Source organism: Citrobacter freundii complex sp. 2024EL-00216 (assembly GCF_043945515.1).
Taxonomy (GTDB): domain Bacteria; phylum Pseudomonadota; class Gammaproteobacteria; order Enterobacterales; family Enterobacteriaceae; genus Citrobacter; species Citrobacter portucalensis.
This window is the reverse complement of the sequence record NZ_JBIMRA010000017.1, coordinates 37645-62092: the sequence shown is the minus strand read 5'-3', so window position 1 is coordinate 62092 and position 24448 is coordinate 37645. Positions and strand designations below refer to the sequence as shown.

The 24448-nt window shown below is 52.2% G+C and carries 19 protein-coding genes; 6 read left to right on the top strand and 13 right to left on the bottom strand.

The annotated features are described in order from the left end of the window. Positions 1 to 708, bottom strand: coding sequence for a CoA transferase subunit A (locus tag ACHHZ7_RS19160; protein WP_003020020.1), 708 nt, complete (start codon positions 706 to 708; stop codon positions 1 to 3). 142 nt (positions 709 to 850) lie between these two features. Between ACHHZ7_RS19160 and ACHHZ7_RS19155 the strand changes: the two genes are divergently transcribed. Then, positions 851 to 1741, top strand: a complete 891-nt coding sequence (locus ACHHZ7_RS19155; protein WP_003020016.1) for a LysR family transcriptional regulator — start codon at positions 851 to 853, stop codon at positions 1739 to 1741. A 19-nt stretch (positions 1742 to 1760) separates the two neighbouring features. Here the strand turns inward: ACHHZ7_RS19155 and ACHHZ7_RS19150 are convergent, their stop codons facing one another. From ACHHZ7_RS19150 to ACHHZ7_RS19120, 7 genes are read right to left on the bottom strand one after another with little or no spacing between them, the layout of a single operon-like run. Next, complete coding sequence (locus ACHHZ7_RS19150; RefSeq protein ID WP_060682197.1) at positions 1761 to 2696, bottom strand: ABC transporter ATP-binding protein; 936 nt, start codon at positions 2694 to 2696, stop codon at positions 1761 to 1763. Next, on the bottom strand, positions 2689 to 3675 hold the full coding sequence (locus ACHHZ7_RS19145; protein WP_060682198.1) for an ABC transporter ATP-binding protein: 987 nt from the start codon (positions 3673 to 3675) through the stop codon (positions 2689 to 2691). The genes ACHHZ7_RS19150 and ACHHZ7_RS19145 overlap by 8 nt, the downstream gene beginning before the upstream one ends. Beyond that, complete coding sequence (gene ddpC, locus ACHHZ7_RS19140) at positions 3672 to 4568, bottom strand: D,D-dipeptide ABC transporter permease (protein ID WP_003832993.1); 897 nt, start codon at positions 4566 to 4568, stop codon at positions 3672 to 3674. The genes ACHHZ7_RS19145 and ddpC overlap by 4 nt, the downstream gene beginning before the upstream one ends. Next, positions 4565 to 5587, bottom strand: coding sequence for an ABC transporter permease (locus tag ACHHZ7_RS19135; RefSeq protein WP_008784784.1), 1023 nt, complete (start codon positions 5585 to 5587; stop codon positions 4565 to 4567). The genes ddpC and ACHHZ7_RS19135 overlap by 4 nt, the downstream gene beginning before the upstream one ends. A 44-nt stretch (positions 5588 to 5631) precedes the next feature. Then, on the bottom strand, positions 5632 to 7194 hold the full coding sequence (locus ACHHZ7_RS19130) for an ABC transporter substrate-binding protein (RefSeq protein WP_003832992.1): 1563 nt from the start codon (positions 7192 to 7194) through the stop codon (positions 5632 to 5634). Positions 7195 to 7209: 15 nt separating this feature from the next. Further along, on the bottom strand, positions 7210 to 7797 hold the full coding sequence (ddpX, locus tag ACHHZ7_RS19125; RefSeq protein WP_060682199.1) for a D-alanyl-D-alanine dipeptidase: 588 nt from the start codon (positions 7795 to 7797) through the stop codon (positions 7210 to 7212). 14 nt (positions 7798 to 7811) lie between these two features. After that, on the bottom strand, positions 7812 to 8678 hold the full coding sequence (locus ACHHZ7_RS19120) for a MurR/RpiR family transcriptional regulator (RefSeq protein WP_003832990.1): 867 nt from the start codon (positions 8676 to 8678) through the stop codon (positions 7812 to 7814). A 401-nt stretch (positions 8679 to 9079) separates the two neighbouring features. Here ACHHZ7_RS19120 and hdeB point away from each other — a divergent pair, with 401 nt between their 5' ends. The 5 genes from hdeB to ACHHZ7_RS19095 all read left to right on the top strand — a co-directional run bounded on the left by hdeB (position 9080) and on the right by ACHHZ7_RS19095 (position 13839). Then, positions 9080 to 9409, top strand: a complete 330-nt coding sequence (gene hdeB, locus ACHHZ7_RS19115; protein ID WP_003019999.1) for an acid-activated periplasmic chaperone HdeB — start codon at positions 9080 to 9082, stop codon at positions 9407 to 9409. A 155-nt stretch (positions 9410 to 9564) separates the two neighbouring features. Beyond that, a complete protein-coding gene (locus ACHHZ7_RS19110; RefSeq protein WP_060682201.1) occupies positions 9565 to 11508 on the top strand; it encodes a methyl-accepting chemotaxis protein in 1944 nt (647 codons plus the stop codon). Between the two features lie 179 nt (positions 11509 to 11687). After that, positions 11688 to 12002 carry a helix-turn-helix domain-containing protein gene (locus ACHHZ7_RS19105; RefSeq protein ID WP_048226497.1) on the top strand — a complete coding sequence of 105 codons (315 nt, stop codon included), beginning with the start codon at positions 11688 to 11690 and terminating at the stop codon, positions 12000 to 12002. Beyond that, a complete protein-coding gene (locus ACHHZ7_RS19100) occupies positions 11995 to 13266 on the top strand; it encodes a type II toxin-antitoxin system HipA family toxin (protein WP_060682202.1) in 1272 nt (423 codons plus the stop codon). Before ACHHZ7_RS19105 ends, ACHHZ7_RS19100 begins: the two co-directional genes overlap by 8 nt. 54 nt (positions 13267 to 13320) lie before the next feature. Further along, positions 13321 to 13839, top strand: a complete 519-nt coding sequence (locus ACHHZ7_RS19095) for a hypothetical protein (RefSeq protein WP_008784779.1) — start codon at positions 13321 to 13323, stop codon at positions 13837 to 13839. Here ACHHZ7_RS19095 and ACHHZ7_RS19090 read toward each other — a convergent pair. From ACHHZ7_RS19090 to ACHHZ7_RS19070, 5 genes are all read right to left on the bottom strand, one after another. Next, positions 13836 to 15203, bottom strand: a complete 1368-nt coding sequence (locus ACHHZ7_RS19090; protein WP_060682203.1) for a glycoside hydrolase family 10 protein — start codon at positions 15201 to 15203, stop codon at positions 13836 to 13838. The two genes, ACHHZ7_RS19095 and ACHHZ7_RS19090, sit on opposite strands and share 4 nt — an antisense overlap. 12 nt (positions 15204 to 15215) lie before the next feature. Further along, positions 15216 to 15503, bottom strand: a complete 288-nt coding sequence (locus ACHHZ7_RS19085) for a VF530 family DNA-binding protein (protein ID WP_060682204.1) — start codon at positions 15501 to 15503, stop codon at positions 15216 to 15218. Positions 15504 to 15637: 134 nt separating this feature from the next. Then, complete coding sequence (locus ACHHZ7_RS19080) at positions 15638 to 16966, bottom strand: HlyD family type I secretion periplasmic adaptor subunit (protein ID WP_171845945.1); 1329 nt, start codon at positions 16964 to 16966, stop codon at positions 15638 to 15640. Further along, positions 16966 to 18705, bottom strand: a complete 1740-nt coding sequence (locus tag ACHHZ7_RS19075; protein WP_060682205.1) for a type I secretion system permease/ATPase — start codon at positions 18703 to 18705, stop codon at positions 16966 to 16968. The genes ACHHZ7_RS19080 and ACHHZ7_RS19075 overlap by 1 nt, the downstream gene beginning before the upstream one ends. Positions 18706 to 18715: 10 nt before the next feature. Then, entirely contained in the window at positions 18716 to 24049 is a 5334-nt protein-coding gene (locus ACHHZ7_RS19070; RefSeq protein ID WP_313858348.1) for a peroxidase family protein, read from the bottom strand. Positions 24050 to 24448: the final 399 nt, after the last annotated feature.

Below are 24448 nucleotides of genomic sequence, written 5' to 3'. Positions count from 1 at the left end.
TCAGGCTCCTTTCTGGCGCAGGGTGCGTTGTTCAATACGTTTTTCAAACTGCCCCTGAATAATGCGGTTAACGAAAATTCCGGGAGTGTGAATCGCAGCAGGGTCCAGTTCTCCGGGAGGGACAATTTCTTCGACTTCCACGACGGTAATGCGCCCGGCGGCGGCCATCAGCGGATTAAAATTCTGTGCGGTGTGGCGATAGATGACGTTGCCGTACCAGTCGGCTTTCCAGCCTTTAACCAACGCAAAATCACCGGTTATCGCCTGCTCAAGGATGTAAGGGCGTCCGGCAAACTCGCGAACCTCTTTCCCTTCCGCCACGGGGGTTCCATATCCGGTCGCGGTAAAAAATGCCGGGATCCCCGCGCCGCCCGCGCGCAACTGCTCTGCCAGCGTACCCTGTGGCGTCAGGATGGCTTCCAGTTCTCCGCTAAGCACCTGTTTCTCAAACAGGGCGTTTTCCCCCACATAGGACGCGACCACTTTGCGCACCTGACGCGTTTCCAGCAGCACGCCAAGGCCAAAGCCATCCACGCCACAGTTGTTTGATACAACGGTAAGTCCCTGAACCTCACGACGGCGTACTTCGGTAATCAGGTTTTCAGGGATCCCACATAAACCAAAACCGCCAGCCAGCAGCGTCATGTTGTCGGTCAGTCCTTCCAGCGCCTCTTGATAAGTGGCAACACGTTTATCCAGTCCAGCCATACACTTGCCTCCCCAGTTGTCCTTGCCGACATCATTGGGGGTGAAAAATGATTTGTTAATTTTAAATTTGTGACTCACTCATTGGGTTTTTTTATCAATTTAATGTTAATTAAAGGTATTCAACAAGTTAAAGGAATGCGAAATGGGAATGAGCATCAAACAGTTACGCGCGTTTTTAGCGGTAGCTCACACTCTGAATTTTGCTCATGCCAGCGAAAGACTGAATATGTCGCAACCCGCGTTAAGCCTGGCGATTAAAGGACTGGAAGATTCGCTGGGCGGGGCGTTACTGTTAAGAACAACTCGCAAAGTGACCCTGACGCAGGAGGGAGAAACGCTGCTGAATATGGGGCGACAGCTGCTGGCGGACTGGGAGAATACGGAAGAAGCCATGCGCCAGCGCTTTACGCTGCAGCGCGGTAAAATATCGATCGCCGCCATGCCCTCATTTGCCGCTAACGTCCTGCCATCGGTACTGAAAACATTTCGTGATTCTTATTCCGGTATCAACGTAACGGTTCACGATGTAATTAATGAACACGTGATTGAAATGGTCAGTGAAGGGCGGGTCGAGATGGGCATAGCCTTCGAGCCGGACTATTCGGGACATCTACATTTCACGCCGCTCGGCGTGGATCGTTTTATCGCGATTGTGCCGCCAACCTGTCGACTGGCAGACAGGGATCGTATTGCGTGGCGCGAACTGCTGACGCTGGATTTTATCACCCTGCAACGCCCGTCCGCCGTGAGGCTGATGCTGGAAGAACAACTGGTGCAAAGCGGACATACGCTGGAAGTAGCGCTGGAGAGCCATCAGCTGGTAACCGTTGGCCGTCTGGTGGCTAACGGTCTGGGCGGTAGCGCCGTACCTGCACTATGCCGCACGCAAATGACAGAGTTAGGCGCAACCTGTATCGATCTGGATACGCCGGTGATCCAGCGTCGGATCGGGGTTTTGCGTTCGGCGCATCATAAATTATCTACCGCTTCCGAGGTGCTGGTGGATTCACTGAAAAAGGCGTATCGCACCTGACTTTTCTCAACGGCTCAGGTCATGTAACCGCCCGCCAGCAGCGAACGTCACATCCGGTATCACTCTTCAGCAATGCCTGTTTCTTCTCACAACCTTGGGTTGCCAATGGACATCTGTCACGGAAAAAGCAGCCCTGGGGCAACGTTCGGTTTCCCGGTAGCTCGGTTTTACGTAACACCAAATCTTCCGCCAGCGGTACGCCCGTTTTAGGGACCGAGTCCAGTAATAATCGTGTGTACGGATGGGCGGGGTGAGTGAGAACCTGTTGGGCATCGCCCAGCTCAACAATTTGCCCGAGGTACATCACCGCCACACGGTCGCTCATATGGCGGACCACCGACACGTTATGCGATATCAATACGTAGGTCAGGTTTCTGCGCGCCTGTAGCGACACCAGCAGGTTGAGAATTTGCGCCTGCACGGAGATATCCAGCGCTGAAGTGGGCTCATCGAGGACGATAACATCCGGCTCTGACGATAGCGCCCGGGCAATAGCAATACGTTGGCGCTGTCCACCGGAAAACGCGTGCGGCAAGCGGTCGAGATATTCAGGACGAATCCCCACCTGTCGTGCCAAATCCTCGGCAAGCATGCGTCGTTCACGCTCCGGGCTCCGTTTTTGGATCCACACCGGTTCGGTAATTATCCGCCACACCGGTAAGCGCGGATCCAGTGATGAAAGCGGGTCCTGAAAGACCATTTGCATACCGTTATGCTGCTTATCACCACGGCGAGAATAGCTTCCCTGACTGGGTTTCAACATGCCCATCAACAGTTGCGCCAGCGTACTTTTTCCACAGCCGGATTCGCCAACAATCCCCAGCGTTTCACCCTGGCGAATCTGTAAATCCAGACCGTTGAGCGCATGCACCCGTTCCGTAACCTTGCCAAGCCAGTTTTTACGCGCAGGAAAGTTGACATGAACATCCTGCAGCGCCAGTAAAAAATCAGACATGTGTTGTCTCCAGTTGCGGATACCAGCAGGCAGATTGTTGATCTGCACCTCCCTGACTACTTAACACCGGCGTTTCTTCACAACGAGGACCAGCTGCAAAGCAGCGCTCGCGAAACGCGCATCCGGCAGGTAAGCAGGTTAGGTTCGGCACGGTGCCGGGAATGGCGGGCAGCAATGCGCGCGGTTCGCCGTGTTCCGGTGCACATTTCAGCAAGCCGATGGAATAGGGGTGAGTCGGGCGTTGAATAACGGTTTGCGTCGGGCCACTCTCAATCACACTCCCGGCATACATGACATACAACCGGTCACATAACTGTGAAACCACCGCCATATCATGGCTGATAAATAACACGGCTGTTCCGCTGGCGCGTGCTTTTAACTTCAGCAAACGCAGCACCTGCAGTTGCACCGTGACGTCCAGTGCAGTGGTCGGTTCATCGGCAATGATAAGCTCCGGCTCGCACGAAAAGGCTAGCGCAATCATCACGCGTTGGCGCATACCGCCGGAAAGCTCAAACGGAAAACGTTTCATGACCTCCGGCGCGTCCGGGATTTGCATCTCTTCGAGTAGAGCGACGGCTTTCTGGCGGGCATCCGTGCGGATTAACGCCTGATGATGGCGGATCACCTCCACCATTTGCTGGCCGATACGGCGGGTCGGATTCAGTGCTGTCATGGGCTCCTGAAAGATCATCGCGACACGTGCACCGCGCCATTGGCGCATTTGTTTCTCACTGGCGTTGAGCACATCTTCACCCAGCAGCGAAACGCGTCCCTGGTGAATACGATAGCTTCCCTCCGGTAGCAGACGCATGGTGAGCATGGCGGTCACGGACTTACCGGAACCGGATTCACCCACCACACCAACGATTTCTCCGCGGTTGATGTGCAGTGATACATGGTTCAGCGCATGCACGTCAGCTTTATAGCCGGGGAAACTCAGATGCAAATCTTCGATTTCCAGTACGGGTTGTGTCATGACTGTTTTCCTCCGGCTTTCGGATCCAGCAGATCGCGAATACCATCGCCAAAGAGATTAAAGCCCACGGCGGTAATCAGAATGGCGGCGCCGGGAAAAGCACAATACCACCACTGATCAAGCACGTAATTGCGGCCAATTGCGACCATCGCACCCCATTCAGCGCTGGGTTGCTGGGCGCCCAGACCGATAAACCCGAGCGTGGCGGCCATCAGGATCGCACTGCCGATATCCAGTGATGCCTGCACAATGAGCGGCGGCAGAGAATTGCGTAAAATGTGCCAGCTAATCAGATGCCAGCGTGAAGCGCCGTAGGTCCGGGCAGCCTGTACATAAGTAAACTGGCGTACCACTAACGTCTGACCGCGGGCGAGGCGTACATAGAAAGGGATACGGACGATTGCAATCGCCAGCATGGCGTTAAACAGGCTGGGGCCCAGCGCGGCGGCCAACGCCATCGTCAGCACCAGCGAAGGAATGGACAGCATAATGTCCATCATCCGCATAATTATCGCGTCGGCACGCCCACCCATGACACCCGACAAGCAACCCAGCAGTGAGCCCAATCCCCCGGCGATGCCCACTACCACCAGACCCGCAACGACAGATTGCTGACTTCCTACCAGAACGCGGCTGAACAGATCGCGACCGACTTCATCGGTTCCAAACCAGTGAGCGGCTGACGGGGGCAGCAGGCGCGCACTCAAATTGATGGCATTCGGATCGTGGGGTGTTATCCACGGCGACAGCACCATCAGCAGCAGTATCAATACGATGATGACCCCGCCAACCAGAGTCAGCGGGCTACTTTTCATCATCCAGAACAGTTTGGCCCAGTCCGTGCGGCGGCGTGCAGTCTGAGGGGCGGTCGGTGTTTCTTGTGTGAGCATCATTCAGCACCTCCACGTCCAATTCGAGGGTCTACCCACAGATAGAGTAAATCCACCACCAGGTTGACCAGCACATAGGCGAACGAGACCACCACCGCAAATCCCATTACCGCCGGGAAGTCGAGAGCCTGAATTGAGGTCACCACCCAGGCGCCCATGCCAGGCCAGGCAAAGACCGTTTCGGTCAATACCGCACCGTAGAGCAGATCGCCCAGCGCCAGGCCGAGGACGGTGATTGATGGGATAAGAGCGTTAGGCAATGCATAGCACAGCACGATGTACCAGCCCGGGAGCCCGCTGGCGCGGGCGGTACGTATGTAATCTTCACTCAGTTGCTCCAGCATAGCGGAACGAATCTGACGGGCAACGATCCCAAGATGTACAAAAGCCAATGTCAGCGATGGCAAAATCAGGTGCTGAAGCGCATTGAAAAAGACTTCGCCGTTGCCTTCCAGCAGTGCATCAATCAGGTAGAAACCGGTAACGTGAGCAGGTGGATCCAGCCAGTCGTCTAAACGCCCACCGCCGGGTAAAATTTGCAGATGACCGTAAAACAGCACGATAACCCCCAGCCCCAGCCAGAATGCAGGCGTGGAGATACCGGTAATTGCCATTAGCCGAACAAGGTGATCAAGCCAGCGGTTACGCCAGACCGCAGATAAAATACCCAGCGGGATACCTATCACCAGCGCCAACAACAAAGAGCAGAAAGCCAATTCAAGGGTCGCGGGGAAGAAAATGCGCAGCTCATCCAGTACCGGACGTCCGGTGCGAATGGATATGCCTAAATCGCCGTGAAAAATATCGCTGACATAGCGAAAAAACTGGACATACAGCGGTTGATTCAGCCCCAGCTGTTGGCGAATATTTTCGACGATTTCATCGCTGGCGCGATCGCCCGCCAGCAGCCGCGCGGGGTCGCCAGGTATCAGGTGTGAAATAATAAAGGTGATTACGCAAACACCGATAACCACCAGAATAAGTCCCCAGCATCGCTGGCGTAAAATACTCCAGAACGTCATTAGCTTCCCCTTGCGGAGCCAGAGCGGCTCCGCATAAACGTGGCTTATTTACTCATGGTGGAGATATTGAAGACCTGTTCCAGCATGGGGTTGAATACAAATCCTTTGACGTCTTTGTTCATCGCCAGCTGATAGTTTTTCTGGAATAAATAGACGTAGGCCGCTTCATCAATCACGATGGTTTGCGCCTGCTGGTAGTCATTGGTTCTGGCCACCTGATCGGTCGTGGCCAGCGCGCTGCGCAGCAGTTTATCGACCTCACCGTTTTCATAGAACGAACGGTTACCCGGCAAGCCTTTCTTATCTGACTCAAACCAGTAGTTCATAAACATGTACGGGTCGGCAAAATCCGGACTCCAGTTGCCAATGGCAATGTCGTAATCGCCTTTGCCCACGCGGTCGCGCATGGTGGCGTTTGCCAGTTTTTCCAGTTTCACCTTAATGCCCAGTTTGCCAAGGCTTGCCTGGGTGGCGAGCGCGATAGGTTCCCAGTTAGGGTCATTATCGGAGTACAGGAAGCTCAGGCTTTCAGGTTTGGTGGCAACTTTGTCCCACGCTGCTTTGGCTTTGGCTTCATCAAAGCTGTACTGCATGGCCTTGTCGTCAAAACCCCACATGCCTTCAGGGATCGGGCCACGCATTTGCTTCCCGTTGCCGCTCAGGATCCCGTTGACCATGCCTTTATAATCGGTGGCCCACGAGATGGCGCGGCGTAAATCCACCTGATTGAGCGGCGCTTTACTGTTGTTGAGATACAGATAGGTCACGCGCAATGAGGGATAATCCGCCACGTTCACTTTGCCTTCCTGTTTTAAAGCGGCAAGCTGGTCAACAGGAAGCGCATCGGCAATGTCGATATCACCACGTGACAGTTGCAGGCGACGGGAGGCGCTTTCACCAATTATTTTGACTGAGACACGCTTAAATGTCGGTTTCGCCCCGGCATAATGCGGGTTCGGCACCAGCACCAGTTGTTGTCCCTTTTGCCAGCTCTTCAGCATGAAGGGACCAGATCCTGCCGTGTTCTGCGCGAGGAATCCGCGGGCATCGTCTGCGGCATGCTCTTTTAAGATGGCCGGGTTAATGATTGAGGCACCGTCATTTGCCAGCGTATACAGAAACGGGGCAAACGGCTGGCTGAGGGTAAATTTCACCGTGTTGTTATCAATGACGTCGACCTTCAGATCTTTTGGGAAAGCTTCCGCAGGTCCCTGACCAATTTTGAGCAAACGTTCAAAGGATTGCTTTACCGCATCTGCCGTTACCGGCGTTCCGTCGGCGAATTTGGCATCGTTTTTCAGGGTAAACGTCCACTCTTTCTGATCGTCAGAGGCTTTCCAGCCGCTGGCTAAATCACCTTCAACTTCCGTGGATCCTTTACCTCCGTCGGTTTTGTATTGAACCAACCGCTGGTAAGAGGGATAGGTAACCGTCCAGTCATTGTTATCGATGGTCACGGCGGGGTCGAGCGTCTGCGGATCGGCGGCTTTACCAATCACCAACATATCTTTGGGAACGGCAGCCTGTGCGGCGGGCAGGGCAAATGCTAACGCAACGGCTATCAGAGCGGGGCGGAAAAACGCGTTTAACGCAGGTGTAGTCTTCATAACCAGGCTCCAGAATTAAAGGGGATGTTGTGTTGTTATAGGCGTGACAGTGTAACAATCTATTTGATCGTCAAGCAGCGGATAGCGAGCGGCATCAGGTAATTCAAAATGCCACCATTCACTGTTAATACCGACAAAACCACCGCCAAACATAATGGCATTGAGCAGCAGGCGGTTACGCTGCGCTGCCGGAGGTACAGACGGGTGCCAGGCATGGGAACGGTCGTGCATTTCATCAAAACCGGCCCCCATATCAAGGAGATGGCTGCGATCGTCCATCAACGTAACGTCAATGGCCGTTCCGCGACTGTGATTGGAACCAATTGCGACATCGACAACATACTGCGGGTCGGGACAGGCATTCCACAGTATCGCCTGCGCCTGCTGGGGGCGATACGCGTCGTACACCACAAGCTGCAGGCCGGCCAGTTGCGCAATGCTGATGCTTTTAGCCAGCGCGGTTACCGCCTCAGTGTGCAACAGACAACGCGCTTCCCGGTAGATAGGTGCGCCGGTAATGTTGTCGGCAGTAGCGTATTTAAGATCGATATGCAGCGACGGAAATATCACCGACAGATCGACCAGTTCTGGGAGTTCTGACATAGCACGTTTCCTGTTTATTGTTCGAATTGACCAAATTGTTGTTGTAACTGGCGATTGGTTTGCAGGCGTCCTGCGAGGGCGTCACCCAGTTGCGCCACCACCGCAGAAAGTAATAAGTTGAACAGACAGCTCACCGGTGCCAGTGAGTCCCAGAAATGCCCGGTGTCAGTTTTTACCTGAAGTAAATCAATGGAATAATCCCTGGCCCATGGGCACCACACATCGGTAATGAGCGCCAGCGGAATACAGCGTTCTGTGGCGACGCGGCAATATTGTCGCGAAATAGCGGAGTAGGCGCGCATATCGGTAATAACCACGTAAGGCTGGCTGAATCCCGAGTTCAGCGACTCTACCCAACTGCCGGACAGGCCTTCGGAGTAGCTGACTTTAGGTCGCAGGTATTCCAGGTGACTAAAAAAGGCGTTGGCGATCCCGCGGGTGGACTGGATCCCGAGGATGTATACGGCTTCCGCATGCGCCAGCTGCTGTGCAATGCGTTGAAACGTCTCACCCTGGGCAAGTTGATAGACGTGGGTAATGGCGTCGATCTCCAGTAACAGCGACTGCTGTGCCCGATCCGGCAGGCTTTGTTGCTGGTGCCAGGAGTCCAGTCGTTCATTCATTCCCCAGGGCTGATACGGAACAACGGGAAGCTCACGCAGACTGGCTTTTGCATCCTCCAGGTTACGAAAGCCCAGTTTACGCAGATAACGTCCGACGGTAATGCCGCTGGTTCCGGTTGCTTTGGCGATGCCATCTGCGGTTTCAAATGGGATCTGCACAGCATGGGCTAACAGCCACCCGGCCACGCGCTTTTCGCTGGGCGTCAGCTGGCTAAAGGTTTGCTCTATGCGGGTAAATAACTCTGGTTTGGCTGTCATTACCTTCTCGCTGTTAGTTGCCTGTCAGATACCGTATTTCTGTTAGCGAATTAACAATGCAGGACGCGTGCCATGTGCGTAACAGCGGCACGCCGGCTGTTTTTGTTAAAAACCAACCGATATTCATTAACCAATGATCAACATTTGTGCAGCGTAGTTCAGTTTTGGTGCAACGGTAGAGGAAGAGGGGTATGAATCTGCTGATTTCGTCGGAACGATCACATTGTGGGCAACATTTATCCCTCAGACATAAGAATCAGTAATGGGAAATATAAATTTCAGCCATATCAATAACAGCAATCTTTATTCTTATGACGGTAAGGGTATTATTTTTCGCGAGCTACATTAACGGTGTTAAGCGCAAGTGTAGATATTATTTATATTATAAATGGAGTACTACAATGAATAAATTCTCCCTTTCTACAGCAGGTATTCTGGTCGCAGCGCTGTTAACCAGTGTCAGCGTCAATGCAGCAACAGATAACGCTAAAACTGAAGTGACTCCGAAAGGCATGAACTGCCAGGAGTTTATTGATTTAAACCCACAAACTATGGCTCCGGTGGCCTTCTGGGTGCTCAATGAAGACGAAGACTTCAAAGGTGGTGACTACGTCGACTATAACGAAACCGTTACGACTGCAGTTCCTCTGACCGTTGAACTTTGTAAGAAACATCCGCAGAGTGAATTAAGTAAAATAAAAGACGAAATCAAAAAAGAATTATCTAAATAAGATTAAACCGTTATTAAAACCCAGCCAAAGTGCTGGGTTTTGTTATTTGTGACGCTGTCACTAATTTGTTTCGTGATACTTAAGAAAACTTTATAAAGATATAAACGCCTGTGCCGATACTGGATAAAAGTTAGCCTTTTGCAGAAGGAGTTTGTATGGCCTGGTATCCTACTCGTATTTCAACGCGTTTAACCATCGGCGGCATTCTGCTGCTTGCAGTAACGACCCTTGTTATCGTGGTGATTATGCTCTGGCGCGGTCAGCCGCGCGTCGTTGAAATCAACACCGCCCTGATCGAAGAAACAGGGCAAGGTTTAACCCGTCAGTTGAGTACCGTATTGTCCCGAATTGAAGGTGAGACCGTCAGCTTGTCGCGACTGGCTGAAGTGTTGCCTAACGATGAATCTCTGTACCAAAGCGTTGTTCCGCATCTTATTGGTGAAGGTAAAGACTCGATTATTACCGGCGGCGGCATCTGGCCAGAACCAGACGCCTTCACCGCAGGTGTGGAGAAAAGAAGCTTTTTCTGGGCGCGTAATGCTGAAGGAAAGCTGGTGTATTCCAATGATTATAACGTCGAAGGATCGAGTGGATACCACAATGAAAGCTGGTATCAACTGGCCAAAGGCCATTCACAAAACAGCTGTTTATGGTCTGACGTTTACCAGGATGCCAGTTCAGGCGTCAACATGGTGACATGCAGCGTGCCTTATCAACAGGCGGGCAAGTTTGCCGGTGTCGCTACCACCGATATCCGTCTGGATAACGTCGCTTCCTTCATGCAGCAGCAGGGAAACAGCACCGGTGGTTACGCATTTGTGGTAGACAAGCAGGGACAAATTCTCTATTTCCCGCAGGCCGACCTGGCAAAATATAAAACCATTAACGATTTGGCGCAAAGCGCGCAGTGGCTTATCCCGGTGCAAAACGGTCTGAAATCTTTGCGCCCGACAGATGGGGTGAAAACTATCACGCTGGCAAACGACAACGTCCTGAATACCGCGTCACAGGTAATGCTGTTCCCGATGCCAGATACCGGCTGGGTCGTAGGACTTGCAACCCCTGAATCTCGTATTGTCGGTCTTGCCAAAGTGATGATGCAGGACGTTCTGGAAGTATTGATCCCTATCATGACGCTGTTGCTGGTGGGATCATGGCTGGTGGTTCGTCGACTGATTTCGCGTCTCGATGATACCCGTCAGGCACTTGATGACATCGCGCAGGGAGAAGGCGATCTTACCCGTCGTCTGGATGTTCGTGGCAAAGACGAGATTTCGGCTATCGCCGAGGCGTTTAACCTGTTCGTCGATAAAATCTCAGCCATCCTGATCACCGTCAGAAGCAGTAGCACAGTGGTAGCGAATAACGCCGTTAGCCTGGCTGACAGTAATATGGAGCTTTCATCTCGCGTAACGCAGCAGGCCGCTGCGCTGGAAGAGAGTTCGGCGGCCATGGAGCAGTTAAATGCGACCGTTCATCAAAACGCCAGTAATACACAACTGGCGGATGAGCTATCCGATAGCACCGCGCAAACAGCCAACCGCTGCGGCGATGTGATGCAGGGCGTGATCTCAACAATGGATAACGTCAGCGCCTCATCCGGCAGAATGGTGGAAATTGTCGCGGTCATCGACAGCATTGCGTTCCAGACCAATATTCTCGCCCTGAATGCCGCGGTTGAAGCCGCCAGAGCGGGCGATGCTGGCAGAGGGTTTGCCGTCGTGGCCTCCGAAGTGCGCACGCTGGCTCAGCGCAGTGCCACCGCCGCCCAGGAAATTAAAACGTTGATTGATGAATCCGTTTCTCATGTTGGTAGCGGAAGTCAGCAAATTCACAATGCAGGTGAGCGTCTGGGAGAACTGGTCAACAATGTGCGTCAGGTGCGCCAGTTGATGGGGGAAATACGCGTTGCGGGTGAAGAACAACGTAAGGGCGTTTCCGAAGTTACGCTGGCCGTTACCGAAATGGACAGCACCGTTCAGCAAAACGCCTCATTAATTGATGATGCCGCAGCCCGGACGCAGGCGCTGAAAGAGGAGGCGGAACAACTGGCATTGCTGGTCTCATCCTTCAGATTACCTGAACCTTCCGTTGCCTGATAACAACACCATATCCGGGTACAGACAATGCGCCCGGATAACTCCAGTATAATGGCCCTTAAGCAAGATTTTCCGGTTTAACTCCTTTTTATTGTGCCTTATAAGGTTTTGAATCATTCCCCACTTAACTCTATAATATTGGGTGTAAAGTCGTTTTTATCCCAATAAGAGCCAATATTATGGATTTAACGCTAAATACTGCAGCCGATATCGTCAAACTACTTTGCGACAGATTACGTAAAGAACGACTCGCCCGGCAAATGACGCAAGCTGATGTTGCCGCGCGTTCAGGTGTCGGTGTGAATACCGTTTCAAATCTGGAAACCGGTAAGAATGTAGGATTTGAGAATCTGGTCAAAGTCGCGATGGTGTTAGGCTATGGCGATGCGCTGGAGGGGTTATTCAAACCCAGGATTGATAGTCTCGATGATATTTTGCGTTACGAAAAGAGCGCGGCACGTCAGCGAATCAAAAGGAAAAATTCTGATGCCTGAGCAAGTTGATGTCTTCTATGAAGGCTGGGGTGAGAAATGGCTGTGGGGCAAACTGGTGTCTTCCACAGCCCTGACCGGACGTCCGTTGATCGCCTTTGAATACAGTGAAGAGGCCTTACGTAAGGGGCTGGAACTGTCCCGACTGATGTTACCGCTGAACGGTCCCCGTTTACGCAGGGATTTCCCGGCTCATCAGCTGGGATTACCTGGGCCAGTCTATGATTCGCTACCTGACGGCTGGGGTATGCTGTTGATGGACCGACTATTTAAACGCCGCGGGCTCAACGCAGCACGCATTGGTCCATTGGAGCGCTTAACCTGGGTCGGCAACAACGCGATGGGCGCCATGACATTCCAGCCCGTTCAGTCAGATGCCGAGACGCTGTCAAAAGAGGATGTTCCTCTCGCACAACTGGCCGCTGAGGTTCAGGAAGTCCTGAGCGGCGAAGGCGGGGAATTCTTGCAAAAACTACTCCAGATGGGCGGTTCGCCACAGGGAGCAAGGCCTAAGGCGTTACTTTATCGTGACACTGTCACGTCTAAATTCACCACGGCGCCGCTACCCGGGAGCGAAAGCTGGCTGATAAAATTTCCCGCCAGGCATGAGCATGCTGAGGTATGTGCCATCGAAGCGGTTTATGCTGAATGCTTGCGCCAATGTGGGATCACCACGCCCGATACTGCGTATTTCAATCTGCCCGGCGGACAGGCGGCATTTGCCACTCGCCGTTTCGACCGTGACCAGTCGATACGTATTCCTATGCAGAGCCTGGCGGCACTTACCGGGGCAAATTACCAGATACCCGGCGCTTTAGACTACCGGGATTTTCTGCGCGCCACGCAGATTTGTACCAATGATGTCAGAGAAAAGGCAAAAGCGTTCGAACGCGTGGTTTTCAACGTGGCATTTAACAACCGCGACGATCATCCGAAGAATTTTGCCTATTTAATGTCAGCCGATGGAGACTGGACTCTGGCTCCGGCTTACGATGTCACCTGGTGCGAAGGGCCTGGCGGGTATCACCAAATGGACGTGCTGGGAGAGGCGCTGGATATCGAAAGAAAGCACCTTCAGTCGCTTGGCGTTCAGGAAGCTGAGTTATCTGCTGACCATGTGAACGGCATAATCGAAAAAGTCTGTCACTTTGCCACGGCATTGAGCGCCATCGCCAGGGACAAATACCCCGATCAGATAACGCAATCCACGCTGAAGACGATTCAGAAACAAATTGATGATAATGTCCGTCGGTTAATGTCCCGGTAACGCAGATATAGCCGCTACACTTAGCGAAGAATTAAATCTGAGCGGGGCAATGTTATGGCTGAATTTGTCTTGGGTATGCTGGAACACACGCCAGTTTGGGTGTATCTGCTGTTTGCCTTTCTACTTTACAGAGGGATTAAAGCCAGAACACCCGCCACCGTCACGCTGGAAAAGCTGGCGCTGATCCCGGCTATTTTTCTGTTCTGGGATATCTACGATTTAATAACTTACCGCGACCCGACCCTCATTACCTATATCCAGTGGACGATAGGTATTATCAGCGGCGCGATAATTGGCTACATATTAATTAACCCAGACCGTTTGAGCCGCAGTAGCGCACCGCGGAGTATTCATCGTCCGGCAGATTATTCCGCATTGCCATTTATGCTGCTGGCATTTGGCGTTAAGTACGTTCTTGGCGTACTTAACGCCACTGCTCCCGACGTTTTACGTCAACCCGCAATGAGCGCTCTGGCTATCATTACAGGCGGCATGTTCGCCGGCGTTTTTGTGGGGAAATTTACCCGCTACGTGAGCGTCTGGCTCAGACTTCCCACTCAGGACAACTATTAACGTCCCCAACGATTACGAATATAGGTCACGGCTTCCTGCGTTTGAGGTTGATTAAGATAATCTTCGCGAAACAGGATCGTGCCGTTGATGTACGGTTCGGATTCGTTTAAATCGAGCTGCTTTTTCAGTTCCGGCACACCGCCTTTTACCGTCCAGTCTGGCTCTTTTCTCGATGGTTCACCAACTTTATACAGCGCTACACCAATGTAGAGGTGGGTGTTGGTTGATTTCACGACATCTGCCCACCATTTTGCCAGTACATCGTAACGCGCTGCGTCACGGGCAAAAGGCCAGTAGAGTTGCGGTGCAATGTAATCCAGTAAACCTAGTTGCACCCAACGGCGGGTGTCTGCATACGACTCATCATACGCTGCCGCGCCGCGCGTGTCGGAGCCCGCTGGATCGTGCGAACGGTTGCGCCACACGCCCGCAGGACTGACGCCGAATTCAACCTCAGGCTTAAGTTTCTTGATGGTCCGCGAAACCTGGGCGATCAGCCGTTGCGTGTTATCGCGACGCCAGTCAGCCTTGGAAGCGAATCCCTGGCCGTATCTTCTGAAGGTCTGGCTGTCGTTGAGCGCAGAGCCGGGAGATTCGGTATAGAAGTAATCATCAAACTGCACGCCATCAACCGGGTAATTCTCAACCACTTCAGCCACGATGCTGGTGATCCAGTCGCGCACGTCGGGAATACCGGGGTCTAACACAAAACGCTCGCCCGCAGTGCGGATCCAGTCCCGATGCAGGACGTATACGCTGGACGGCGTCTGTGACAGCGTGCTGTTTAATTCAGTGACCGTCGAAGGTTTGGTGTTCACGGAAACACGGTAGGGGTTAAGCCAGGCATGAACTTTCATTCCGCGTTTATGCGCTTCATCGAGCATAAACTGCAGCGGATCGTAACCCGGATCCTGGCCAATCGTACCGGTCAGGGTATCTGACCACGGTAGAATCTTTGACTTCCACAATGCGGTCCCATCGGGCTTAACCTGGAAAAAAACGGTGTTAATACCAAGCCGTTTCAGGTTGTCCAGCTTATCCGTCAGCGCTTTTTGCTGCAGGCTGATGCGTACGGCAGGCGAACTGATGTTCACGGATGAGATAGGCGGCCAGTCAAGACGAGAAACCGTGGCCAGCCAGATTCCGCGCACTGGCTCCTTGCTCTGCTGTGGTTTGCTCACCGGAGGTAGCGGAGTGGTTTTGGGGCCGGGCGGTTGTGAAGAACAGCTGCCAAGTAACAACATACTGCCCACAAGTACAGCAAACCATTTCATGTTGGTCAGCGGTAGTCTGGCACGAGAACGGGCGAGAATCTTCGCCAGTTTTTTCTGATAATTTCCTGAAAAGAAACCGGATGCTGCCATCTGATTTTGCTCTTATTTCTTTTTATTGCGGCTGTTAGCCCAGGGATCGAAGGCCGGTTCGGGGGTGTTGTTTGAGGCCAGGTCATGCAGCGAATCAAGGTACAGCGCTTCAACTTCTGCCCGCGCCCACGGCGTACGGCGCAGAAACTTCAGACTGGATTTAACGCTCGGTTCATTTTTAAAGCAGTTGATATTAATGCGTTGCTCCAGTTCAGCCCAACCATAACGTTCAACCAGGGCATTGACCTGCATTTCAAGCGTTACGCCATGTAAAGGGTCTTTAGAAATATGAGCATTCATATGAAGTCCAGTTCAGTGGTTCCAGATTTTGTCAGTAGTGTGACGGGAAGAAGGTTACAAGAAAGCAAAGCTGCCAGCAACGGCAGAAAGCGGTATGGCGCGACAAGCCGTACGCCATACCGGCAATGGATGGCTCAATACTCTTTAAATGCCAGTTCCAGACGGGCAATCAACGGTTTAAACAGGTAACTCATCAGGGTTCGTTCACCGGTCTTGATCGTCACGCTGGCGGGCATTCCCGCTTTAATTTTGTAATCGCCCAGCAAACGCGCGCCCTCTGCTGAAACCTGTACTTCCGCAAGGTAGTAAGGCTGCTGAGTGGCTTCATCAATTAAGCGGTCCGCCGAGATAGTCAGAACCCGGGCCGGAACCGACGGCAACAGGGCATGGTTAAGGGCAGGGAAAAGCACATCAACGGTTAAGCCGGGGACCAGTTTATCAATGGCATGCACGGGTATTTTGGCATCAATTTGCATGGGTTGTCCGGCGGCGACAATATCCATAAGATGTTCGCCGGGTTGAATGACGCCGCCCACGGTACTGACTTTTACATCCAGCACGATACCGTTAATCGGTGAGCGGATCTCGGTGTTATCCAGCTCGTGACGGGTGGACACCAGTTCATCCTCCAGCATCGCCACTTCTTTTTGGTTTTCCGTCAGTTCAGACTCAACTTCACGTAAATATTGATGACGCACCTGGTAGGCTTTAATTTTTAATTCGTTTTGCTGCGATTTCAGTTTAGCAATATTAAGAATATCTTCTGAAACGCTGCCAGATATTTCAGCCGCTTCGCGCTCCAGCACCAGTAATTGCGCTTTGGGGTAATAGTTCTTTTCGCTCAGCGCGCGAATAGCCCCCAACTCCCGGTTAATCAGAGAAAACTGGTGGTCGCGATAGCCTTTTATTTTATTGAGATTATCCGTTTGCCCAACCAGACCATCGAGCGTCTCCTCAATCATCGACAGTTCGTCCTGAATCGTTTTGCGACGCGTATCGAAAAGCTTGGCCTGCAGATTTCTGACTTCTGTCAGCCGTTTATTGCCAGAAAATTGCTGCGTCAGCGTCGTATTAAAGCGGATCGCTTCCAGGCCATCGCGTTCTGCCAACAGGCGATCTTCGATACTTTTTGCAGAAATATACTGGGCATTTAACGCGCTGAAACGCATTTCGAGCTGCATTTTATCCAACCGGACGAGAACCTGATTTTTCTTCACGAAGTCGCCTTCTTTGATAAAGATATCCGTTACCCGACCGCCGCTCAGATGCTGAATGGTTTTGCGGTTACTCGATACGGTTACCGTACCATCAGCGACCACGCCCGCATCTAATGGAGCTTGCACTGCCCAGAGGATAAAACTACCGACCCCAAGCACAATGACGATCACGCCCCGGATAATCGGCGACCAGATATTGGTATCTACGCCAGCAGATGCCGTGTTGTGGGGATTCTTTTTCATCATCAGGCCTCACGTTGCTGTTCAGTCGTGGATGGAGAAGGCGTAGCCACCGGTTTCAGTACGTTGGCCTGACGCAAATGGGCAAAAACCTGATCGCGAGTACCAAACTCCTGTATGGCGCCATCGTTAAGCAGCAAAACCTTATTGACCACGCCGAGCAGCGTCGGGCGGTGTGAGATAATGACGGTAGTTTGTCCCTGTGTACGCAGGGTATTGATGGCTTTAACGAGTGCAAATTCACCCGCGTCGTCAAGATTAGCATTCGGTTCATCAAGCACGATGAACGCAGGATTGTTATACACGGCGCGTGCCAGCCCGATACGCTGCCGCTGCCCGCCGGAGAGCTGGTATCCGCCTGCGCCCAACAGCGTGTCATAACCTTGCGGCAAGCGCAGGATCATCTCATGAACGCCTGCCAGTAATGCGGCGGCGACGATAAGCTCACTGTCATTCTGCGCGAAGCGGGCAATATTTTGCGCGATGGTACCGTCAAACAGTTCCACATCCTGCGGCAGATAGCCAATAGACGGGCCCAGCAGCGCTTTATCCCACTGACAAATATCTGCGCCATCTAATCTGACTTTCCCTGATATCGGTTTCCAGACGCCAACCAGAACCTTTGCCAGCGAGGTTTTCCCTGAGGCTGAGGGGCCGATAATCCCCAGAACTTCACCTTGCTCCAGCTGGAATGAGATATTACGCAATAGCGGGGAAGGCTGGCCGGGGGCAGCGGCGAAGACGCTTTCGACGCTGATGTTGCCGTTCGGACGCTGCAGGGTCAGTACCTCTTTAGGTGCCGGATACTCCTTCAGCAAGGTTGAGAGCTGATGCCACGCGCTACGAAACTGCACGAACTGCTTCCAGCTGCCAATAACTTGTTCTACCGGGTTGAGGACGCGGCCAAGAATGATCGAGGCGGCGATCATCAAGCCCGGAGTAATATGGCCGCCGATCACCAGTAAAGCCCCTGCGCCCAGCGCAATAGATTGCAGCAACACCCGCACAAAGCGGCTGAGGCTGCTTAACCCGGCCGTTTTGTCGGCAATCTGCGTTTGTAGTGCCAGCACTTTGTTATGTTGCTCCTGCCAGTTGGACTTCAGGGTCGAAAGCATCCCCATCGCCTCAATGGCATCGGCGTTTTGCAGCTGTTTATTCAGTTTGCTGGCATTGTTAATGGTTAAGGCGTGCGCTTGCTGAATCGGGCGCTTGGTAGAGATTTCAGATACCAGCGTCAGAATGAATAATAACGTTATTCCGCCGAGAGAAAGGTATCCCAGCAGGGGATGGACCAAAAAGGCGATGAACAGATATATCGGCGTCCAGGGAATATCCAGTAAGGCGAATAGACTATTCCCGGAAAGAAACTGACGAACCTGATCCAGCTCGGCTAAAGATTGCGCCGGGTTGTTATCGCCGGTAACCATCTTTCTTTTAAAGGCTGCGTTAAAAACCAACTGGCTTAGCTTTATATCAAGCCGGTTGCCAAGTCTGACCATAACCTGCGCGCGGGCAGATTCAATCATGGCAATAACGATGTACAAGCCGACAATCAATAAGGTCAACATTAACAGCGTGGTGGTATTTTTACTGACCAGCACACGGTCGTAAACCTGTAGCATATAAATTGCCGGCGCCAGCATAAGCATATTAATCACACAACTAAAAAACAACAGCATCAGAAAAGTGGGCTTCGTTCCCTTTAATGCATCATTCAGTTCTGTTGGCGTATGCTGGCGCGACATAGTCTTCTCCTTATACGATCAATGAACTATTGCCATTGTTGCTGGCAAGGGTAGTGGGCATTTCCAGATAAAAGTCACCAATATTCACGGTGGTTGAGTTGACGCCCACCAATGTGATGGTATCTGTACCGATAGTCACAATGGTGTTGCCATTGTTTCCGGTGATAGACACGCTGCTGGCAAAATTACCCGCGTTGATACCTAACAAGACGAGATCAAGGAAGTCCTGCCCGCCGTTGGGGTTACTGTCAAAACCGGTAATTCGGTCCTGCCCAAAGTTGGCGCCAAAGGCAAAGATATCGCTCCCGGCACCACCGTCCAGAATGTCGTTACCTTCCTGACCATTGAGAATATCGTCCCCGCTACCGCCTGAAAGGGTATCCGCGCCCGCACCGCCAATCATGACGTCGTTACCAACTCCACCTTGCAGATTATCAGCGCCATCTCCGCCATCGAGGAAGTCATTCCCGATACCACCAAACAACTGGTCGTTACCGCCCATGCCGAACAGATAGTCGTTACCTGTCCCTCCCGTAATGGTGTTCGCAATGGAATTACCAGTACCGATAAAACTACCGCTGCCGGTAAATACCAGTTCTTCCACGTTATCGGTGAGGTCGTAGCTGCTGAGGTTGGTTCGGACAACGTCCGTGCCACCATTCACACCTTCGATAACTACATCACCGAAATCATCAACAATGTAGGTATCATCGCCCGTGCCGCCGGTCATACTGTCGGCACCAAGCCCGCCATCAAGCGTGTCATTACCGGCATCACCTTGCAGAATATCTTGCCCCGCCTGACCAGAGAGGTTGTCGTTTCCCGCACCGCCAATGAGCAGATCGTCACCTGCACCGCCGAGTAAGGTGTCATTACCGCCTTCACCGCGTAGGATATCGCTCCAGGCAGTACCGACGAGGGTGTTAGCCCCGTTGGTACCCACAACCAGATCGCCCACGGGCTGGGTGGTGGTCGACGTCAGGACAACAGGGGGGTTGCCTTCATCGTCGACGACGGTAACGACCACCTGCAATGTTCTGCCGACCATAGCCTGACCCGGCGTATAGGTGGCGGAAGTCGCACCGTTAATGTTGACGAATCCGGTTGGCGAACTCATTCTCCATTGATAAGTGAAATTACCGCCGCTCAGACCATCGGCGTCAGCAATGCCTGAAACCACTGCGGTCAGCGTCAGGCTTTCAGTTGGGGTGAGGTCGTTAATTACCGGCACACCGGTCGTGGCCTGATTTCGCGGTAGGATCGCCTGAGTTTGTGCCGACACCAGGGTTTCAGCGTCACCCATGCGGTCGTTAAAGCTGGCTACCACACGCAGCGGTGCGCCCTGAATAGTGCCAGGCACTCTGAACTCAACGCCGGTTGCCTGATCTCGCCATTGGCCGTTGACGAATGCCTGCCAGGTCATGGTGATGGCCACATCCGCCGCCAGCCCGTTACCATCCAGCAAGTTCGCCACGTTGACGCGCAGCAGGTCGCCCACCGAAGGGTTAGGGTTACTGATGGTAAGATCGCCCGTCGCTTGTTGCCCCGTCACCCACAGCTGCTTCCCATCGCCAAACTCGAGCTTTTCGATGTTCAACAGGCGATCGATGCCATCATTCAGGTTCAGCGCGGCATCCGGCGTGGCGTGATCGACGCGCAGGCTACCGTCCGCCATACGGGTAAAGACATAGTTGCTGCTGACATCACGGTACACCGCGACGTCAGTTTCCGTGCCGTTACCTTCATGCAGGATTTCTCGCACAATCGACAGCTGATTCGGTTTCAGCGTGCCGGCCAGCATGTACGATTTCAGCTCAGCCATACCTTCGGCGCTGGTGAGTCCTGCCATACCCGTAACGGCAATACGCACGTTGAGCCATGCATCACCATCAATGATATCGTTACCGGCTTTACCCATAATGCGGTCGCTACCGCCACCGCCGAGTAAAATATCGCTACCATCATCAGGATTCAGGAGCACCGCGTCCGGATTTGTAGAACGCTCTACGCCGAGAATAGCCTGTAAACCGGTGATCCGATCCGCACCTTCCTGGGTCAGGTTGTTAGAGAGGGGAACGCCCTGAACAGGCGCAGTACCTATCGGCTGTTCTGTCCCGGTCAGGATATCGTCGTATTTCCAGCCCGACAGCCCTTCAACAAGATCAAAACGGTCGCGTAGAATAAACTCCTGCTGGTTGACGAAAATAGGGATCCCAAGGTCAGAGTTAGCGCCATTTGGGTCGCCTTTATGGATTGCCCAGTCGAAACCGGCCATGCCATTATTGCGCTGGATCCCCGCGCCCTGAACCATGATGTCGTCACCGGCTTCGCCATCGTAGTCGGTGTCGTTACCCTGACCGTTGAGGACATCGTGACCGATAATGGTACTGTTGAAGAACAACTCAGAGTTGTCACCCGCCAGCGTGTCAAACCCGTCGCCGCCTTCCAGCCAGTCATCGCCTTCGTTGCCCATCAGGAAATCACCACCTGAGCCGCCAAGCGCAAAGTCGTTATCCTGACCCGAGAAGACCTCCTGCGCATCTTCGCCGACCACCACGAAGTCGCTACCGCTGCCACCAAAGACCAGATCGTTTCCGTTACCGGAGAAGATAACGTCATGTCCGGCATCACCGTGCAGGAAGTCCGCATCACCAACGGGCGTACCGGTATCGGTAATAATGTCATCACCGTCACCGCCATGGACCACGTCTGCTTCGTCGCCGCCGTCCAGTCGGTCATCTCCGCCATCACCCCACAGACTGTCGATCCCTTTACCGCCGATTAACGTATCATTGCCTGCCGTCCCTCCAAGCACCACATGCCCATCGCCGGTATATTTCAGATACCCGCCATCGGCAAAACTATCGCCGTCAACATCCACACCTGGGTCGCGACGCACCAACAACGGCGAGAGCAGATCCTTCAGCGGATTACCCCATTTCGGGTCGATTTCCGTTTGCAGCACGCGGTTCACTTCAAAAATATGGTCCGGTGTCTGGAACAGATTTGCGGGCAGGTGGGAGGACCCCTCATCACCAAGATCGCTGTTACGCATTACTAGTGCGGAAAACGAGTTGGCCTCCAGTTCATTGAGCAAGTTCAATCCCTGAACGCGGCTCAGATAGTAGAAACGATCGCCGTCCTGAAGCATTTCCATTTGTGTTTCAAAGACGAAGTTGAAGGTTGAGCCGAGCATACCGCCAAATTCATTTTTGCGCTCTGCCAGCCCGCCAATCCAGAAATCGACCATATTCAGGCCGGTCTCTTTGGTTGCCCACGCTCCGGTACTGTTAAAGAAATCCATCGCATCCGCAGGCTGGGCATTGTTAGCATCACCAAACAACAGGAAGTTTACCGCTGCACGCTTACCTTCAAGGCTGGTGGCATTGAGGATCAGCTCATGCTGACCATAGGCGGCCATAAAGTTAATGATTGAAGCGGGATTTTTCAGGTAGGTAGTGAAGTCAGCCCAACTGGTATAAGGCTTCAGTTGACTATCACCGCTTAATGCAAAAAACTGCTCGCGGGCCTGGTTCAGCGTCGGCATTGCGGTGTCACGGCCACGGGCTATATTAAGTGCGCCTAAATCGAGGGGCAGGCCGATGAGATTATTACGCAGAGCATCGGTAATAAATTCATCAATTTCGTTACCCACCTGACGCGTCATACCACGCACAATTGCGCCAATAGCCTGCTCGTCCGTGACGGTGGCCCCGTTGATTTGATTAAATGCTACCGGATTCAGGAATGCTGAAATCAGGTCAATATCACCGCTTTGCATATCAATGTCGGTGCGCGCTACGGTTTCTGTCAGCATTGAATGCCCGAAACGGTAAACCACATGCGCAAACTCGGCAAAGATCATCGGGTTTATATCCGCCGTGTTGGAGAAGACAAACGGATCGACGGCGGGTTGTACGGTACGGGCAAACTCCTCGAAGACGAGGTGCTGATATTGCATTTCCGTGGAGAAACGACCTGCCTGGAATAGGTACTCACCGTTCCATACCAGCGTACTGGTATCGGCAGGTAATTCCGTGATTTGATGATTGGGCATCAACCACTGATTAATGAGGTCGATATCACCGGTTTCCAGCAGTGTTGTTTTATATTGCTCAACCAGACGGTTATGCTCGCTGTGAAAAACGGCGTGCACCGCGGTTAAACCTATATTTTCGTTCCCACGCCCGTCACCGGTAATAAAGTGACGATCGAGCAGTTCGTTATCATAGGTTCCTGCCGGTTGCGCTCCTTCGCCCCCAATCGCAGTGTCATCATCTGCCAGCAGACCCGCTTTTGGCGCGGCAGTATGCGCAATATCATCAAGAAACGCATGGCCGGTGCGGAATGTTCCCTCAGGCAACAGACCGCCGTTGGCTTCAACCAGTCCCCCGGTGGTAACAATCTGTACCTTTCCATTTTCACTTAAAATCAAATTACCATAGCGATCCGTAGCCAGCAGGGGAACATTAAACACATCCTGATCGGTGAGTTTAATGCCAAGCAGGGTTTCAGCCTGGTTTTTAACGTCGGCCCAGGTCGCCAGTCCACCGTTCGCACCGCCTAATAAATTCCCGGTAGGCTCAGGTTTCCCATCAATAATGACGTATTCGCGGATGAAAATCTGATGTGAAGGATGGGAGGTGTAGGTTTGGTTTTGGTCGATGAAGGGGGTCGTCAGGTTTACTGTCTCTCGATTTTCATCCACCGTTGCCCGGGTTAGTAGCATAAAGTTTGTTGACGACCCTTCCACATATAAAGGGTCATCCGGCTGTAGCGGAATGAAAACGATACCGTTGCCTCCTTTGGGAATCAAATCCAGACCGTGGTCAAAAAACTGGCCAAAGAAGGTCATCCAGCCGTTAAAAGCAGGGGAGAGACCGATATCGGGAGACTGGTTAGGAATGGATAACGTTTCTCCGTCTCCTGTAATAGTCCCCCCGCCGGGAGCATCTTTTAACGCGTTAAATACCTCCAGTGCGGCTGGGTTAGATGCCGTTTGATCGGAAATTAAGTTACTAATAATACGTGGGTCGGCATCAATAACGGTGCCACCAATTTGGATATAACTGGTCATTTGGTCCGCATCTTGCCAGTTTAACGCGGTTAATCTCGGCATTGTCTGGTCGGCAGAGCCATATAACTCCTGACCCGGTAGAAGATTATTCCATGAACCATCTACTGTGCGAAGTCCATAAGGTAATAGCGGACTGGAAACTAATTCTCTAAGCAATTCAGCATTAACGCTGCCATCCGGGTTAGTTGCCGCTTCGGATATTTTGATCTGCTTAAGAATAAAAGCAAGATCGTGCAGAGTGACAGTAAAGTCATATTGTGAGGCCATAAGTCATTACCCCTATCTTTACCTGTATTAGCTATCATCACTCTTTTCTTCCGCTTACAAAAAATGACAGAAGAATGAGTCGTATCAGATACCTGATTGTTATTACATGATTAAAAGTCCATATTTTAAAAATGATGTATCCATGACCAGATTAGCGTTATTCTCCTGAAGATTAGTTAGCACAATAAGATATTCACCTCACTTATATATTAGGTTTTAGAGGTTAATAATCATCGTGTCCCTTTGAAATCAAAGACATATTTGAGACACGAGGTTTTGAGAAGACAAGGTATCCTCAAGGCTGTAAAGGTTTTACTTTTTAAAACGCATATTACAGTTATGTGATGATCATAACTATGGTTTTTCCGTTGGCGACTTCACTCATACTTTTTTATGAAA

Coding starts and splice junctions, on each gene's coding strand:
- hdeB (WP_003019999.1), top strand. CDS start 9,080: ATGAATAAATTCTCCCTTTCTACAGCAGGTATTCTGGTCGCAGCGCTG.
- ACHHZ7_RS19100 (WP_060682202.1), top strand. CDS start 11,995: ATGCCTGAGCAAGTTGATGTCTTCTATGAAGGCTGGGGTGAGAAATGG.
- ACHHZ7_RS19110 (WP_060682201.1), top strand. CDS start 9,565: ATGGCCTGGTATCCTACTCGTATTTCAACGCGTTTAACCATCGGCGGC.
- ACHHZ7_RS19075 (WP_060682205.1), bottom strand. CDS start 18,705: ATGTCGCGCCAGCATACGCCAACAGAACTGAATGATGCATTAAAGGGA.
- ACHHZ7_RS19095 (WP_008784779.1), top strand. CDS start 13,321: ATGGCTGAATTTGTCTTGGGTATGCTGGAACACACGCCAGTTTGGGTG.
- ACHHZ7_RS19085 (WP_060682204.1), bottom strand. CDS start 15,503: ATGAATGCTCATATTTCTAAAGACCCTTTACATGGCGTAACGCTTGAA.
- ddpC (WP_003832993.1), bottom strand. CDS start 4,568: ATGATGCTCACACAAGAAACACCGACCGCCCCTCAGACTGCACGCCGC.
- ACHHZ7_RS19160 (WP_003020020.1), bottom strand. CDS start 708: ATGGCTGGACTGGATAAACGTGTTGCCACTTATCAAGAGGCGCTGGAA.
- ACHHZ7_RS19155 (WP_003020016.1), top strand. CDS start 851: ATGGGAATGAGCATCAAACAGTTACGCGCGTTTTTAGCGGTAGCTCAC.
- ACHHZ7_RS19135 (WP_008784784.1), bottom strand. CDS start 5,587: ATGACGTTCTGGAGTATTTTACGCCAGCGATGCTGGGGACTTATTCTG.
- ACHHZ7_RS19105 (WP_048226497.1), top strand. CDS start 11,688: ATGGATTTAACGCTAAATACTGCAGCCGATATCGTCAAACTACTTTGC.
- ACHHZ7_RS19070 (WP_313858348.1), bottom strand. CDS start 24,049: ATGGCCTCACAATATGACTTTACTGTCACTCTGCACGATCTTGCTTTT.
- ACHHZ7_RS19150 (WP_060682197.1), bottom strand. CDS start 2,696: ATGTCTGATTTTTTACTGGCGCTGCAGGATGTTCATGTCAACTTTCCT.
- ACHHZ7_RS19120 (WP_003832990.1), bottom strand. CDS start 8,678: ATGACAGCCAAACCAGAGTTATTTACCCGCATAGAGCAAACCTTTAGC.
- ddpX (WP_060682199.1), bottom strand. CDS start 7,797: ATGTCAGAACTCCCAGAACTGGTCGATCTGTCGGTGATATTTCCGTCG.
- ACHHZ7_RS19080 (WP_171845945.1), bottom strand. CDS start 16,966: ATGATGAAAAAGAATCCCCACAACACGGCATCTGCTGGCGTAGATACC.
- ACHHZ7_RS19130 (WP_003832992.1), bottom strand. CDS start 7,194: ATGAAGACTACACCTGCGTTAAACGCGTTTTTCCGCCCCGCTCTGATA.
- ACHHZ7_RS19090 (WP_060682203.1), bottom strand. CDS start 15,203: ATGGCAGCATCCGGTTTCTTTTCAGGAAATTATCAGAAAAAACTGGCG.
- ACHHZ7_RS19145 (WP_060682198.1), bottom strand. CDS start 3,675: ATGACACAACCCGTACTGGAAATCGAAGATTTGCATCTGAGTTTCCCC.